This window comes from Lysinibacillus sp. BNK-21 (assembly GCF_048684915.1).
Taxonomy (GTDB): Bacteria; Bacillota; Bacilli; order Bacillales_A; family Planococcaceae; genus Lysinibacillus; species Lysinibacillus capsici.
The window spans coordinates 2961781-2977543 of the sequence record NZ_JBLQTS010000001.1 but is presented as its reverse complement, the minus strand read 5'-3'; the positions used below and the strand labels follow the sequence as shown (position 1 = coordinate 2977543).

General features: G+C 38.7%; 12 protein-coding genes. 10 read left to right on the top strand and 2 right to left on the bottom strand.

Annotated features, from left to right (window positions below):
- Window positions 1-6: 6 nt before the first annotated feature.
- Together ACMGGO_RS15285 and ACMGGO_RS15280 are read right to left on the bottom strand one after the other, a co-directional pair.
- On the bottom strand, window positions 7-1368 hold the full coding sequence (locus ACMGGO_RS15285; RefSeq protein ID WP_279494481.1) for an aspartate aminotransferase family protein: 1362 nt from the start codon (window positions 1366-1368) through the stop codon (window positions 7-9).
- Between the two features lie 172 nt (window positions 1369-1540).
- The gene (locus ACMGGO_RS15280) at window positions 1541-2710 is read right to left on the bottom strand and encodes a PucR family transcriptional regulator (RefSeq protein WP_048389885.1); all 1170 of its coding nucleotides are present in this window, start codon (window positions 2708-2710) and stop codon (window positions 1541-1543) included.
- A 140-nt stretch (window positions 2711-2850) separates the two neighbouring features.
- On the opposite strand from ACMGGO_RS15280, the gene ACMGGO_RS15275 reads away from it, so the two are divergent.
- The 10 genes from ACMGGO_RS15275 to ACMGGO_RS15230 all read left to right on the top strand — a co-directional run bounded on the left by ACMGGO_RS15275 (window position 2851) and on the right by ACMGGO_RS15230 (window position 15758).
- Window positions 2851-4095 carry a Zn-dependent hydrolase gene (locus ACMGGO_RS15275; protein WP_259419173.1) on the top strand — a complete coding sequence of 415 codons (1245 nt, stop codon included), beginning with the start codon at window positions 2851-2853 and terminating at the stop codon, window positions 4093-4095.
- Window positions 4096-4139: 44 nt separating this feature from the next.
- Window positions 4140-5543 (top strand): dihydropyrimidinase, encoded by a 1404-nt coding sequence (gene hydA / locus ACMGGO_RS15270; RefSeq protein ID WP_279494484.1) that lies wholly within the window; start codon window positions 4140-4142, stop codon window positions 5541-5543.
- Between the two features lie 99 nt (window positions 5544-5642).
- A complete protein-coding gene (locus tag ACMGGO_RS15265; RefSeq protein ID WP_259950056.1) occupies window positions 5643-7010 on the top strand; it encodes an NAD(P)-dependent oxidoreductase in 1368 nt (455 codons plus the stop codon).
- Window positions 7011-7203: 193 nt separating this feature from the next.
- Window positions 7204-8466, top strand: a complete 1263-nt coding sequence (gene preA / locus ACMGGO_RS15260) for an NAD-dependent dihydropyrimidine dehydrogenase subunit PreA (protein WP_048389894.1) — start codon at window positions 7204-7206, stop codon at window positions 8464-8466.
- A 124-nt stretch (window positions 8467-8590) separates the two neighbouring features.
- Window positions 8591-10105 carry an NCS1 family transporter gene (locus tag ACMGGO_RS15255; protein ID WP_319840132.1) on the top strand — a complete coding sequence of 505 codons (1515 nt, stop codon included), beginning with the start codon at window positions 8591-8593 and terminating at the stop codon, window positions 10103-10105.
- Window positions 10106-10150: 45 nt separating this feature from the next.
- The gene (locus ACMGGO_RS15250) at window positions 10151-10360 is read left to right on the top strand and encodes a hypothetical protein (protein ID WP_016995612.1); all 210 of its coding nucleotides are present in this window, start codon (window positions 10151-10153) and stop codon (window positions 10358-10360) included.
- Between the two features lie 256 nt (window positions 10361-10616).
- A complete protein-coding gene (locus ACMGGO_RS15245) occupies window positions 10617-11990 on the top strand; it encodes an amino acid permease (protein ID WP_257961404.1) in 1374 nt (457 codons plus the stop codon).
- A gap of 153 nt (window positions 11991-12143) precedes the next feature.
- On the top strand, window positions 12144-13538 hold the full coding sequence (locus tag ACMGGO_RS15240; protein ID WP_053075663.1) for a spore germination protein: 1395 nt from the start codon (window positions 12144-12146) through the stop codon (window positions 13536-13538).
- 28 nt (window positions 13539-13566) lie between these two features.
- A complete protein-coding gene (locus ACMGGO_RS15235) occupies window positions 13567-14649 on the top strand; it encodes a GerAB/ArcD/ProY family transporter (RefSeq protein ID WP_054550732.1) in 1083 nt (360 codons plus the stop codon).
- Window positions 14646-15758, top strand: coding sequence for a Ger(x)C family spore germination protein (locus tag ACMGGO_RS15230; protein WP_420282018.1), 1113 nt, complete (start codon window positions 14646-14648; stop codon window positions 15756-15758). The genes ACMGGO_RS15235 and ACMGGO_RS15230 overlap by 4 nt, the downstream gene beginning before the upstream one ends.
- Window positions 15759-15763: the final 5 nt, after the last annotated feature.

Below are 15763 nucleotides of genomic sequence, written 5' to 3'. Positions count from 1 at the left end.
TTCCTCCTACAGTTTAATAGAATGTAAGGCTTGTACAAATTTTTCAACAATGAAATTCTTCTCGTCTGAGGAAATAATCAGAGGAGGAGATAAGGTTAACACATTATTGAAACCTGCCACGGTTACCCCATTTTTCCCAATGAGTAACCCTTGTTCCTTACATTGTGTGATCACTTTGTTCACAAGTGTAATGTCGAGGGGTGTTTTGCTATCTTTATCTTGTACTAGCTCTACGCCAATTAATAAGCCTTTCCCACGAATATCCCCAACATTCGGGTGCTCCTTTAATTGCTCCTGTAATGTAGTGAGTAATGTAGCACCTAGTGCAGCCGAGTGGGCAAATAAATTTTCCTTTTCCATTATTTCAATATTTTTTAATGCGACGGCACATGCTGCTGGTGATCCACCGAATGTGTTGACATGACGGAAAAAGTCATATTCCTCAGTTCCAGCAAACGCCTCATAAATTTCACGACGAACAGCTGTAGCAGACAGTGGCATATAAGCGCTGGTTAAGCCTTTTGCCATAGTCACAATATCAGGCTGGATGCCGTAGTTTTGGAATCCAAAAGCTTTGCCTGTACGACCAAAACCACAAATGACTTCATCGACAATGAGTAGTGCGCCATGCTTCTCACAAACAGCTTTAACTCCCTGTAAGTAGCTGTCGTGGGGCATAATTACACCACCGCCAGTAATAATAGGCTCCATAATGACTGCTGCTATGGAATCTGACATTTCCCAAGTCATGACATGATCGATTGCTTGGACGGATGGTAATGCACAAGGGTCCTTACTTTGAATATGGTCTTCATTGGCACGATAAGCGTCAGGTGGAGAGACATGTAAAAAACCTGGTGCCAGTGGCTCATATTTATACTTTCGTTGAGCTTGTCCAGTTGCTGCAAGAGCACCCATCGAGCTACCATGATAGGCCCGGTAACGAGAAATAATTTTCGTTCGATTGACGTGACCTTTTTGTTGATGATATTGTCTAGCTATTTTGAAGGCTGCCTCATTTGCCTCGGAGCCACTATTGGAGAAGAAGACGACATAATCATCCCCTAAAAGCTCATTAATTTTTTCACTTAATTGAATAGCAGGGATATGCCCAACAGATAATGGGGTATACGTATTTTCTAGCAATTGCTCATAGGCAGCTTTGGCAATCTCCTCACGTCCATAGCCAACGTTCACACACCATAAACCTGCCATTGCATCTAAATAACGCTTGCCTTCAATGTCAGTAATCCATGCCCCTTTAGAGGATTGGACGATCATTGTTGCATTTGGATTGTAGGGCTTCATAGAATGCCATACGAATTGTTCATCTTTTACTTGCCAATTGGGACTTGTTACATTTGTCACGAAGCTTCACTCCTTCTAAACAGGTAGTTGATTAGCATGCATATGTTTTCCTCAGATGTGGACAACAAAAATGCGCAGTCGCCCCCATTTGTACTTTATATGTATGCTTCAAGAATTTTAGAAGGAGTATTTAATGAGAAAGATAATTCAGTTAATTTAATGTTGTGACAGGCTATTGATGCATTAAGACATCCTCAATTAAAAAGGCAATATACAAATTAGTCTTCGTAAAGGGATTGCTTAAGTCCATATCTAATAGCATTTCAATTTTCTTAATTTTATAGAGGACGGTGTTTCGATGTATAAATTGACGTTCACTAATCCTGCTTGTACTGCCATTTTCCTCAACAAAAATACGTAAAAAAGGTACATAGTCTGTCCCATGTAGTTCATCATAGCGGTAAAGTTGTCCTAAAATATCCTGACTAAACGATTTCATTAGGGGCTGATTTTTCACAGCCATCAATATTTTATAGGCACCGATTTCTTTGTATTTATACAAATAACGATTGTTATGAAGCTGTGCTAAATGGATGACGGTTAAAGACTCATCATAGCTTTGGCGAACATTTTCTAGCTCTTTATGAAAGTTACCTTTACCGATAATAATATCCAAGTAACCATTTTTTAGCGTGATTTTTTCATAGATTTCTTCCACAACTTTTGAGAAGGGTATATTAGGTGTATTGATTTGTGCTTTATCAATTAAAAAGATGAGGTGATTTTTATGCTTTAATTTTAAGAAGCGTTGATAGCGATTTTGAAAAGCGAATTGGATCATGACCTCATAACGGTCAATAGCTGCTTTGGAGCCAATGGTTGTACAAGTTATGATCGCTAATTCTCTTCCTTGAGGAAATCCTAGCTGTGCTAGTTGATCTTTCATTGTGTTAGTGTTTTGTTTGTAATGAAATAGTAGATTGAAAAGAACCTTTTCTTCGATAGAAAGCTCTTGATGGTGATTGGCAATAAATTGAAAGGTAGTTTTTAATAGATCAGCAATGCGATAATTCCATGGCATTTGAAAAATTGGGAAATCATGTTGATTGGCAAAAGAGATGACGGCTTCTGGAATGCTAGGAATGAATGGTCCTGTATTAATGATAAAGCCAGCTACTTTTTTCGTGTATGCCTGTTTGACAAGATGTTCCAAGGAGTCTTGCTGCGCATCTAAATTAATACCTGTTGTGACGACTAATTCATTGGGTCTACAAAACATGATTAAATCACTGCTTTCCACAACATTAATACCAGTAACTCTGCGATACGTACCACTATGTCCAGCGACTAATGTGAGCATTGGGAAATGAACTCCCTCTACAATTTTACGAATCGTCCCCATACGTTCCCCCCTTAATTATGAACATAACTTACCATATATGATGTGCAGTTGCACATATTTTTTTAGTTTACTATCCATATCTCACAAATTTTATCTATTTTAGAATGTTTATTAACTACTGTGAAAGAGAGGACTTGCATATGTATAAATGTAATAGTAGACGATTGCAAGAGTTAATTGAACAATTTAGTCAATTTGGGGCCACCGAAAATGGTGGTGTCACACGTTTGTCTCTTTCGAATGAGGATGTATTAGCAAGAAACTATTTTTGTGAGTGTTGCAAAGCGTTAGGAATGGATATTCAGGTGGACGATATGGGCAACATTTACGCCACTCTTCCTGGTAAAAAGAATGTGCCACCCATTGTCATGGGTTCCCATCTAGATTCAGTAGAAAAAGGTGGAAGATTTGATGGTGTGTTAGGTGTACTAACAGCGATCGAGGCCATTCGAACAATAAAGGAAAATGATATCGAAGTGGACATTCCTCTTACGATTATCAATTTCACGAATGAAGAAGGGGCACGTTTTGATCCAGCCATGATGAGTTCAGGCGTCATTACCTCAAAATTTGACAAAGAAAAAATGCTCCAATCTACGGATAAAAACGGCATTCGTTTTCAACAAGCTTTACAAGCAAGTGGCTATGAGGGAGAGCAAACCAATCGTCTGAAGGAGGCACTTGCTTATATCGAATTGCATATTGAACAAGGGCCAGTATTAGAAGCAAAACAGCAGGAAATTGGTGTGGTTGAAGGTGTGCTAGGCATGGTCTGCTATGAAATTACAATTAGTGGGCAATCAAACCATGCAGGTACAACCCCAATGTCAATGCGTAAAGACCCAATGATTGTGGCATCAACCATCATTAAAGAGCTATATGAACAATTAGGAAAAATTGACGAACAACTTGTTTTTACTTTTGGTCGTATGAATGTTTCCCCGAATATTCATACCGTTATCCCAAATAAGGTGACATTTACAATTGATTCACGTCATCAAAAGCCAGAGGTCATGCAACAGGTTGAGGATATTCTCAACGCGCTTCCTGAGACAGCGGGCGGATGCCATATTCAGCCTGTCAAGTTATGGGGCAGAGATACCGTGTATTTTGATAGTGCGATTTGCAATGAAGTAGAAAGAGCTTGTCAAAGCTTTGGCTATTCATCTCATCGTATGTTTAGTGGCGCTGGGCATGATGCACAGTATATGGCAAGTATGGTTCCTTCCGCGATGATTTTTGTTCCAAGCATTCAAGGCAAGAGTCATTGTGAAGAAGAGGAAACAGCCTTTGAAGATTGTGCAAAGGGCGCAGATATTTTATTGGAAACGGTGTTAACGCTACAAACGAAGTTTAGTATGGGCGAAACATATACACTGCATTAACTATCAAGCATTCTCTAATTTTGTGATGAAGGGTGAGAGGCATAGTGAAAAAAATTATTAAAGGTGGACGAGTAGCAACTGCTGCTGATGTATTTGAGGCAGATATTTTAATTGAGAACGGTAAAATTGTTCAAATTGGACAAAATTTAACGGATGCTGGCGCTGAAATAATTGATGCTACAGGCAAGTACGTATTGCCTGGTGGCATTGATCCCCATACGCATTTAGACATGCCATTCAATAACACGGTGACGGATGATGACTGGAAATCAGGCACTATTGCAGCGGCTTTTGGTGGGACAACTACTATTTTAGATTTCTGTTTAACAGCAGGAGAAGAAAAATTATCGACAGCCGTAGAGAAATGGCACGACAAGGCAAAAGGAAAGTCTGCTATTGACTATGGCTTCCACTTGATGATTGGTGATCTAACACCTGAAACCGAAGCTGAATTACCACAATTATTAGAGCAAGAGGGCATTACTTCTGTCAAGGTCTTCATGGCTTATGCAAAAGAATTCCAAGCGACAGATCGTACACTATTTAAAGCCTTTAAAATCGCTAAGGATCTTGGTGCGATAGTGATGGTCCATTGTGAAAATGGCTCTGTTATAGATGAGCTAGTAGAGGAGGCAAGACGTGCTGGACATAAGGAACCGATCTATCATGCACTAACTCGTCCAGCGGAATTGGAAGGAGAGGCAACAAAGCGTGCTATCGAATTAGCGCATATAGCTGGTGCGAAGCTCTATGTGGTGCATGTGACATGTAAAGAAGCGGTAGATGAAATTATTGCCGCTCGTGAAAAGGGCTATGATGTTTATGGTGAAACTTGTCCACCGTATTTAACGCTCGATCAATCCGCATTATCGCAACCAGGCTTTGAAGGAGCCAAATATGTTTGGTCACCGCCACTTCGTCCTAAATATCATCAAGAACATTTATGGAATGCCTTAAAGGCAAAACAGCTACAGACGATTGGCTCAGACCAATGCTCCTTTAGCTTTAAAGGTAAAAAGCAATTAGGCTTAAATGATTTCTCGAAAATTCCAAATGGCGGACCATTCATTGAAGACCGCTTCAGTATTTTATACTCTGAGGGCGTGGCAAAAGGCAGAATTTCCATCAATGAATTTGTTGATATGATCTCTACTAGTGCCGCAAAAATATTTGGCTTATTCCCGCAAAAAGGAACGATTGCAATTGGTTCAGATGCGGATATCGTCATTTTTGACCCAGAGGCGCAGCGTCAAATTTCAGCTAAAACACATCATATGAATGTGGACTATAACCCATATGAAGGCTGGGAGGTAACAGGTGAGCCTGTTAGTGTACTCGTACGTGGGGAATATGTCATTAAAAATAAAGAATTTGTAGGTGTACTTGGCAGTGGACGATACATTAAACGTCCATTAAAAACAGTAACTGCGGAAGCTCTAAACATTTAGCTTCCTACAGGATAGGACCGATTGTTTTGACTGGAGAGCAAAACAATCGGTTTCGTAATTAGGGTACGGAAAAAATGAACACATGAGGGGGATGTGGAAATGGTTCCGATTCAAGAAAATGCAATGACCGTGCAGCTTAGACGTAATTTTGTGGAATTAAAAGGTAAGATGACAAAGAATGAGGCTATTGAGGAAGCCAATCGTTGTTTGTATTGCTATGACGCACCATGTATTAAAGCATGTCCAACAAGTATTCAAATACCAAATTTCATAAAAAAAATTGCATCTGGTAATATGAAGGGTTCTGCTACGACTATATTAGAAGCAAACCCAATTGGTGCAAGCTGTGCAAGAGTTTGTCCAACGGAAGAACTGTGTGAAGGGGCGTGTGTCTTAAATTCTTCAACAAAGCCAATTAAAATTGGTGAGTTACAACGTTATGCAACGGATTGGGCAATGGAAACCAATGCTCAGCTATTTAAGGCAGGTCCACATAATGGACAGAAAATAGCCATTGTAGGGGCAGGTCCTGCTGGTTTGTCGGCAGCTCGTGAGCTCAGTCGTTTAGGCTATCAAGTAACTATTTATGAGGCTGAAGCGAAGGCAGGGGGCTTAGGAAGCTATGGGATTGTAGCATTCCGATTACCAAATGATGTCGTAGATTGGGAAGTAGAGCAGATTGAACAGCTCGGTGTGGACATTCAAACGAATACAGCTGTAGGTGTGGATATTTCTGCTGATGAAATTTTGGCTCAGTATGACAGTGTGATTTTAGCTGTCGGTATGGGTGCTGTCCCAAATTTGGGCATTGATGGGGAAGAATTAGAAGGGGTACATGATGCTATTGAGTTTATTCGAAAAACAAAAATGGGACCGCTTACAAATGATATTGTAGGGAAACGAGTAGCCGTAATCGGTGCTGGAAACACGGCGATAGACGGTGCTACAAGTGCGGTGCGTTTAGGCGCAGATAATGTACAAATTCTCTATCGTAGAACAGAAAAAGAAATGACAGCATACAAATTTGAATATGAATTTGCCAAGCAGGATGGTGTGGAATTTAAATGGCTAACTGCACCTAAAAAAATTATTGGCAATGAAGCAGGAAAGGTGACAGGCATTGAATGTGTGAAAATGAAGCTTGGTGAGGCAGGTCCTGATGGTCGACAACGCCCTGAAGAAGTAAAGGGCTCCAATTTTATCATTGAAGTGGATGCTGTTATTAAAGCCATCGGGCAAACTCGTTTTGTATCGTTAATTGAAGCCTTTGGTTTAGCTCATACAAATGGTGTCGTAGACATTGATGAGACAACAATGCAAACGTCCAATGACAAAGTATTTGCATGTGGAGATGTTGTCTTTGGTAATGGACAGGGTGAAGCGATGGTAGTGACCGCTGTACAGCAAGGAAAAGATGCAGCATATAAGATTCATGAACGTTTAAGAAAACCAAGTGAGATTGCATAAAGTGAACCTTCAATCAGTGGAGGCTCTTTCTCCACTGATTGTTAGATTCACCAATCGGGTTTATACAGGCTGTTAATCCCCCATCTGAATATTACATTAGCCTATGTTTTGAAATGGTGGTCATACAGCCTGTATCTGGCACTATGCTTTCAGTTGACAAAAGATTGTTAGTACGGATAGAGGGGGAACTTATATGGCAGACTTACGCATTAATTTAGCGGGCATCAAATCGCCGAATCCATTTTGGCTAGCATCTGCTCCACCAACGAATTCAGGCTATCAAGTCCAACGTGCATTTGAAGCGGGCTGGGGTGGCGCAGTTTGGAAAACGTTAGGAGAACCGATTTTAAATGTGTCTTCCCGTTTTGCGGCAGTTAGCTATAATGGCCAACGTGTGGCAGGCTTTAACAATATTGAATTAATTACGGATCGACCATTAGAAGTGAATTTACAAGAAATTTATGAGACGAAAAAGAAATTTCCTAATCACGCAATTATTGCCTCGTTAATGGTGGAACCAAAGCAAGAAAAATGGCATGAAATTGTGAAACGAGTAGAAGATGTGGGGGTTGATGGTCTTGAGCTTAACTTTGGTTGTCCACATGGGATGGCAGAACGAGGCATGGGTTCTGCCTCTGGTCAAGTCCCTGAATTGGTGGAAAAACAAACGTACTGGGTAAAGGAAGCGGCGCGTACACCTGTTATTGTTAAACTAACGCCCAACATTACGGATATTACCGTGACGGCGGAAGCGGCAACACGAGGTGGAGCAGATGCTGTGAGTATGATTAATACGATTAACAGTTTAGCTGGTGTTGATTTAGATTCTTGGAATACAGTACCACATGTGGCTGGAAAAGGAGCTCATGGGGGCTATTGTGGTCCAGCAGTTAAACCAATTGCACTGAACATGGTTGCAGAATGTGCTCGTAATCCATTAGTCAATGTACCGATTTCGGGCATTGGGGGGATCTCCAATTGGCAAGATGCAGCGGAATTTATTTTAATGGGTGCGACAGGCGTACAGGTATGTACAGCAGCAATGCATCATGGCTTTAGTATTGTGGAGGATATGATTGATGGGCTGAATAACTACTTAGATGATAAAGGTTTAGCTTCAGTCATGGATTTAGTTGGTCGCTCTGTACAAAGGTATTCAAACTGGGGTGATTTAGATTTAAATTATAAAATTGTCGCAGAAATTAATAATGATGTTTGTATTAATTGCAATAAGTGTCATATTGCTTGCGAGGATACATCCCATCAATGTATTGACCTTTATACGGAGGATGGTCGCCCAATGCTAAAGGTTCGTGAGGAAGACTGCGTAGGCTGTAATTTATGCTCAATTGTTTGTCCTGTCGATGGAGCCATTTCAATGGTTGAACGCCCATCTACAATTCCGCCAATGACATGGAATGAACGCCAATCACTTCTTAGCAGTCTATCAAAATAAAGGACCGTTGTTCATTTTTGAATAAAGATTAAAATCGAAATTCCACCTTCCTTCAGCATTTTGGGTGAAGGAAGGCACTTCAAGTAGGTTGTCACGGAAATTAGAAAAAAAGGAGAGAAACATTATGGAACGTGAAGGGAATTATTTAAAATCCCCAGATTTACTTCCAGTGACACATCAACAAAGAAATATTGGAACATTTGGTTTTGCGGTGATTTGGATAGGAATGGCAATTGTATTAGCGGCTTTTGCCATTGGTGGTTCGGCTATCATGAATTTATCCTTACCAATGGTGATTGTGGCAACATTGGTAGGTTCTTGTTTAATTGGCGTCTTTATGACGTTAATTGGTGACATCGGAATAGAGCATGGATTATCTTTCCCTGTTTATATGCGTGCACCATTTGGCACATTCGGTACTCATATACCTTCTCTTGTACGTGGTGTTACAGCTGCCTGTTGGTTTGGTTTGAATACGTATTTTGGTGCATTAGCGATAAACGGAATTTTAAATTTATTGTTTGGCTTTGATAATTGGTTTATCTGCTTCCTTGTGTTTGCAGCGCTTCAACTCTTTAATACATCTCTTGGTATTAAATCCATTGAGCGTTTTGCTGATTTAGCAGCCCCTGTCATTATTTTAATTTCTTGTTGGATGTATTACACATTGGCAGATAATGCAACATCTCAGGGAAAAAATATTTGGACGTGGGTGGAAACCCCAACAACAGGCTTCGCTGCTTTTACCGCCTTTATGGTAGTGGTGATGGCAAATATGGGCTTTTGGGCAACCTTAGCAGCAGATATGCCATCCTTGTCCCGTTTCTTTAAAGCACCCAAAAATGAGCGTAATTGGTTCAAGCGTAATAAAACACAGCTTGTAGGCTCTTTAATTGTCATGCCCATTACAAACACATTCATTGTTACGATTGGTGCAGTTTGCTATATGGCAGTTGCCTCGGCAGACCCAATTAATGCCTTACAGCAAAGTGCAAGCGGCTTTATTCTTGGGATTCTATTGCTGATGATTGTATTAGCACAATGGTCGACAAATACCTCTGCCAACGTTGTACCAGCAGCTACTATTTTCTCTAATATCGGTGGACCGAAAGTGCCATTCTGGGTAGGGGTAGTTATTGCAGGGATTATTGGTATTCTTGCACAGCCTTGGAGTCTATTTGATGTCATGGTCAATGTCCTATTAATCATTGGCGGTATTTTAACAGCGATTGTAGGTATTTTATTTGCTGATTACTACCTGATTCGTAAACGGCGCGTACATGTAAAAGAGCTTTATGAATTAGATGGGCAATTTAAATATTATAAGGGCTTTAATATGGCTGGGTTAATCGCCTGGGTAATCGGTGGTGCAGTTGCCAATATATTTTCAACTTACTCTTCTTTAGTAGGGTTCGCTGTAGGCGCGATTGTATATTATGTATTAGCGAAGTATTGGTGGTTTAAAAAGTATCCTCAAGCTGAGCTAGATGATCCAAGTGATGCCAAATATTTAGGTATTACTGTCGGACATAATTTAGACGAAATATTTGGCCAAACAACAGCTCCAACGGCGACTCCGGATGAAGATGAACTGGTGGAGCAACCAGATCCTCTGTTAGAGATGAAGGGTGCCGAGTAAGTGAGACAACATCAAGACATTTTCAAAAGAAGGTGAGGTGATGGCATGTCTGAATTCCAACAAAGCACAGAGGAAATTCAAAAAGTAGATCATTATTTAGATAGTGGCTTTAAAATCAAATATGTCTACGAGAATTTAAGTGGGATGTTTGTAGAATTTGCTCGTCAAGAAGAAGTGACTTTGCTACAAATTCTAACAGCAGATGCACGTAAATACTTCTCTGCAAAATTACAGGAACAAACTTTATTACAATAACGAAGTAAACTCTATTCCTTTCGACTTGAACGGAATAGAGTTTTTTTGAATTTTCTGATTTAAATTATGTTGAAGTAACATCATATTTCGTACAAACATCAATTAAATCGTCGTTATTACCTATTTTTGTTATTCTATTAAAATAGCAATATTTTTTGTTTTTCCTAAAAATACATTTGTCTTTTTTAGAAAAATTGATTATTATTTTAAAGTAAAAACATCGTAGAAAGAACAACAGGAAAAGAGGCGTTATGGAGTGGCCAATAAGGAATTGAAAAGAGGATTAGAAGCACGTCATATTCAAATGATTGCACTTGGCGGTACGATTGGTGTTGGGCTATTTATGGGCTCAGCAAGTGCTATTCAATGGACAGGACCTTCTGTACTCCTTGCCTATGGTATTGCAGGTATTTTTATTTTTTTCATTATGAGGGCAATGGGTGAGATGCTTTATATGGAGCCAAGTACAGGCTCTTTTGCCACATTTGGCTATAAATATATTCATCCTTTAGCAGGGTATTTAACAGCGTGGAGTAACTGGTTCCAATGGGTTATTGTTGGGATGTCTGAAATTATAGCAGTAGGAACGTATATGCAATATTGGTATCCAGAATTACCAGCTTGGATACCTGGTCTAATTGCAATGGTGATTTTGGGTGTGGCAAACTTCATTTCTGTCAAATCGTTTGGAGAATTTGAATTCTGGTTTGCGATGATTAAAATTGTTACGATTATTTTAATGATTATTGCAGGGGTCGGACTCATCTTCTTTGGCTTTGGCAATGATGGAATAGCAATCGGCTTATCCAATCTTTGGAGTCACGGTGGCTTCTTTACAGGTGGCTGGACAGGATTTTTCTTTGCCTTATCTTTAGTCGTTGCTGCCTATCAAGGGGTGGAGCTCATTGGGATTACAGCAGGAGAAGCAAAAAATCCTCAACAAACGATTACGAATGCCATCCAAAGCATTATTTGGCGTATTTTAATTTTCTATATCGGTGCAATCTTTGTCATTGTTACAGTGTATCCTTGGGATGAGCTTGGCACAATTGGTAGTCCTTTCGTTGCGACATTTGCTAAGGTAGGTATCACAGCTGCTGCAGGTATTATTAATTTCGTCGTCATCACAGCTGCAATGTCAGGGTGTAACAGTGGAATCTATAGTGCTGGACGTATGTTATATACACTTGCTATGAATGGACAAGCACCAAAATTTTTCGCAAAGCTTTCTAGTAATGGTGTGCCTTTATTTGGAACAGCGGGCGTATTAGTTGGCTTAGTCGTTGGTGTTATTCTAAGTTATATTGCCCCTGAAAACTTATTTGTTTATGTGTATAGTGCAAGTGTTTTACCAGGGATGATTCCATGGTTTATCATTTTAATCAGTCAAATTCGTTTTAGAAAAGTAAAGGGAGCGCAGCTAGCAAAGCATCCTTTTAAAATGCCGTTCGCACCGATTACAAACTATGTAACAATCATCTTTTTAATCATGGTACTAGTCGGCATGTGGTTCAATGATGATACACGCGTGTCATTAATAGTGGGCATTATTTTCTTGATCCTCGTAACCATTAGCTACTACGTATTTGGTATTGGTAAAAACCGATACAGCAAAGATTCTATAGAATAACCTTTAAGGATGTATCTCTAATTGGGATGCATCCTTTTTGTATGGCTATTTTTGCTAGCACAATTTTTACATAATTAAATGAAAAAAAGACAAACTACTAAAAAATGAATGATATGGACTGGTATTTATCGGAACAAAAGGGGTGGAGCAAAAATGAACGAGATACCCGAGCAGATTGTCGCTAAATTAAAGCAGGAGATTAACGAAGTCGATGACGTAAAACTGAAAATGATCGCTACAGAAGAAGGGGATGTGACGGTCATTTATTTCTCCTCACTCATCGAAAAAATGACCTTACAAACCATGGTGACGATTCCACTAGCTAATAATTTGAAACAAATTCATCAAATGGCTCAATATGTGGACCCGAAAGATGTGAAAGGTGTCGTTAAAAAATTGAATGCTGGGCAAACCCTTCTTTTTTTTCACGAAACCAACGCCTTATTAAGTGTCGATACGTATAGTGCGCCTACAAGGGCCATTACGGATACGGAAACAGAGTCGACTGTAATTGGTCCACAAGATGCATTTACAGAATCACTGGAAACGAATATATCGTTAGTGAGAAGACGGATTCAAAGCTCCATGCTAAAAAATGAAAACCGAATTGTTGGGTCAGAAGCCAATATTAAAATATCGATTATGTATATGGATAATATCGTGAGCCATGAAAATTTAGATGATTTAAGAAACCGTATTGACCAGGTAGATTATCCGTTATTTACGGATATATCCGTGTTGAAGCAATTAATTGAGGATAATCCATTATCGCCCTTTCCTCAATATTACATGACAGTCCGTCCAGATAGTATTTGCCGTTATCTTCTGGATGGTAGAATCGTCGTTTTTATGGATAATAGTCAACTAGCCATTGTCTGTCCCACTTCTTTTTTTGAAATGTTCGTGTCGATTGAGGATTACTACAACCGTTGGACAACAGCATCTTTATTAAGGATGCTGCGCTTTTTTGGTTTTTTCTTAACGATCATGATTACACCCATGTATATATCAGCCTTAACCTTTCATCCAGAAATTTTGCCATACGAATTATTACTAAATCTTCAAGAATCAAGAAGTAAGGTACCATTTCCACCACTGATTGAGGTATTATTTATCGAGCTTATTATTGAAGTGTTGCGAGAAGCGGGCTCTCGAATGCCTGCCAAAGTCGGACAAACAATTGGTATCGTAGGAGGTATTGTAATTGGTACAGCGGCCGTAGAAGCTGGATTACTCAGTAATATACTCATTGTATTAGTCGCTACCTCAGCACTACTTTCCTTCTTACCGCCCATTTTCTTAATGAGTAATACTAGCCGATTTATCCGTTATATTTTTATCTTATCAGCAGGTTTATTTGGCTTGTTTGGACAGATGCTCGCCTTTGCGTGGTTAATCCACCATTTATTAAGTCTCAAATCTTTAGGAACGCATTATATGACACCTGCTATTCCAAGAAAGCCAAGCGATTTATTGGATAGTGTCATCCGATTTCCAACTAAATATATAAGAAGTAAGACTGGTATTTCAAAAGTACAGAAAAAATAGTGTCAGAATGAGAATGAGGTGGTTAACTTTGAATACAACAAAAGGAAAGGTGTTAAATCGTTATCATGTCATCTTCTTAGCGCAAAGTATTATGATTGGTACCGGTATCCTTTCGCTCCCTCAGAAATTAAGTCCTATGGGCTACACACAATCATTTATGCCTCTTCTCTTTGGTGTGATTGCTAGCCTGACACTATTTGCGATGGTATGGCTTTGTTCGAAGTTTCCCAATGATGATTTATTTCGAATGAATGAAATATTATTGGGAAAATGGCTCGGAAAATTTATAAATCTACTCGTCATTATTCAATTTATTGTTTTTAGTGCAGGGATTATTAGTAATTATATGCACTTAATTCAAAGTACTGCATTGCAGGAACAAACCATCACCATGCCTGTCCTTTGCTTTTTACTGCTACTTATTTATATTGTAAGTGGGGGTATTAAATCTATTGCACGATTTTGTATAATGACATTTTTTATTACCATTGGATTATTCTATTTTACGCGCTGGGCCATTGAAAAAGGTGATCCAAGTCATTTTTTGCCTCTCTTTAATTTTACGCCTAAGGAATTTTATGAAGCGTTAAAGCAAGGATATTTTTCTATCCTTGGTTACGAATTAATTCTATTTTATTTTCCATATATCATCGATCAAAAAAAGGCATTTCGTCATTCCTTAATCGGTATTTGGATTAGTATATTTTTATGCTTTATCACAACAGCTATTAGCGTCATGTATTATTCAGAGTGGCAATTAAAAAATGTAGAGTTTTCAGTATTAAACCTATTTAAGGCAGGAGAATTTACCTTTATTGAGCGAATCGATATCATTGGCATTACGCTTTGGGTTTTTCTAATCTTATCCTCGATTACAGCCTATGTATGGTGTGCAAAAAGGGGTATGGATACCTTCCTTAAAAAGAAAAAGCAAAGTTATCAGTTGTATATCATCGCCTTGATTATTTTCTTTATTGTAAAAATGCCCTTTTCGCGTGAATTCCAAGAAAAATTATTTATGGCAAGTAACTATGTAGGCTATGTGCTGGTAAGCTGGCCAGTGTTTTTAATCCTGATATATGTTATTCGAAAAAAGCAGGTGCAGGTATGAAAAATAAACATCTATGCATCATTTCTTTTTTGATTTTCGTTTTACTTACAGGCTGTTCTAAAAAAGAAATAAAAGTTCCTCTAGAAGATGTTGGGATGGTAGACTCGATGGCTTTTGACTATATCGATGAGAACCAGATGAGGCTCACAGTAGCGATCCCCCAATATTCTCCAGACGCAGAAAAAGACACACAAACTTTTTCTATCACAACAGATTTAGTATCAAGCGGCATCGTGGAAATAGAAAAGCAATCCGATAAGAAAATAGTCTTCAATCAATTGCGAGTTGTCTTAGTAAACGAAGATTTTGCGCGGAAAGGGAATGTTCGAAAAATTGTTCAGCACTTATATCGCAATGCGGAAGTAGGTAATAAAGTATTGATAGCTGTTGTGAAGGATAATGCGGAAGCGATTTTAAAAGGAGATTATCCTGATAAGCCAAGTATTAATTTTTATTTGAACAATCTATTAGAGCCGAGTATCAATACTGCTTTTAACCCCAATACCAATATTCATGATTTTATGTACTCGATTACAAATCCTGTAGTGGATACAGTATTACCCTATGTTGAAAAACGAGGGGAGAAATTAGAGATTAAAGGCGTTGCCATATTTAAAGGGAATCAGATGCATGAATTAATTAAACCTGAGGAAGCACTAGTTATTCAAGCTTTAAGTGGACAGAAAAATCTTGCTCCTTTGCACCTTGATTTAAATGCGGGACATGGAGAAGAAAAGGTAATGATTGATTTAATCGAGAGCAGTGTGAAAAAAGAGAGTAATAAAAATATGGAATCACCCAAATTAACGATTTTCTTAAAAATAAAGGGTACTTTAAGCGAATATAAGGGAGAAAGAGAATCACATTTATTTACAGTTGAAAGTATAAGTGATTTGGAAAAAGATGTGAATAAACAGCTGGAACAGGATATTAGTGAATTTTTAGCGCGATTAAATAAAACAGAGGTAGATCCAGCTGGCTTAAGTGAAGAATTTAGAATGTATCATCATGGAAAATGGACATCGAAAAAAACAAGAGAGCTTATTAGAAAATTAGACGTGAAGGTCCATGTAGAAACGTCCATTATTAGTACAGGTACTTTAAAATAACAGCA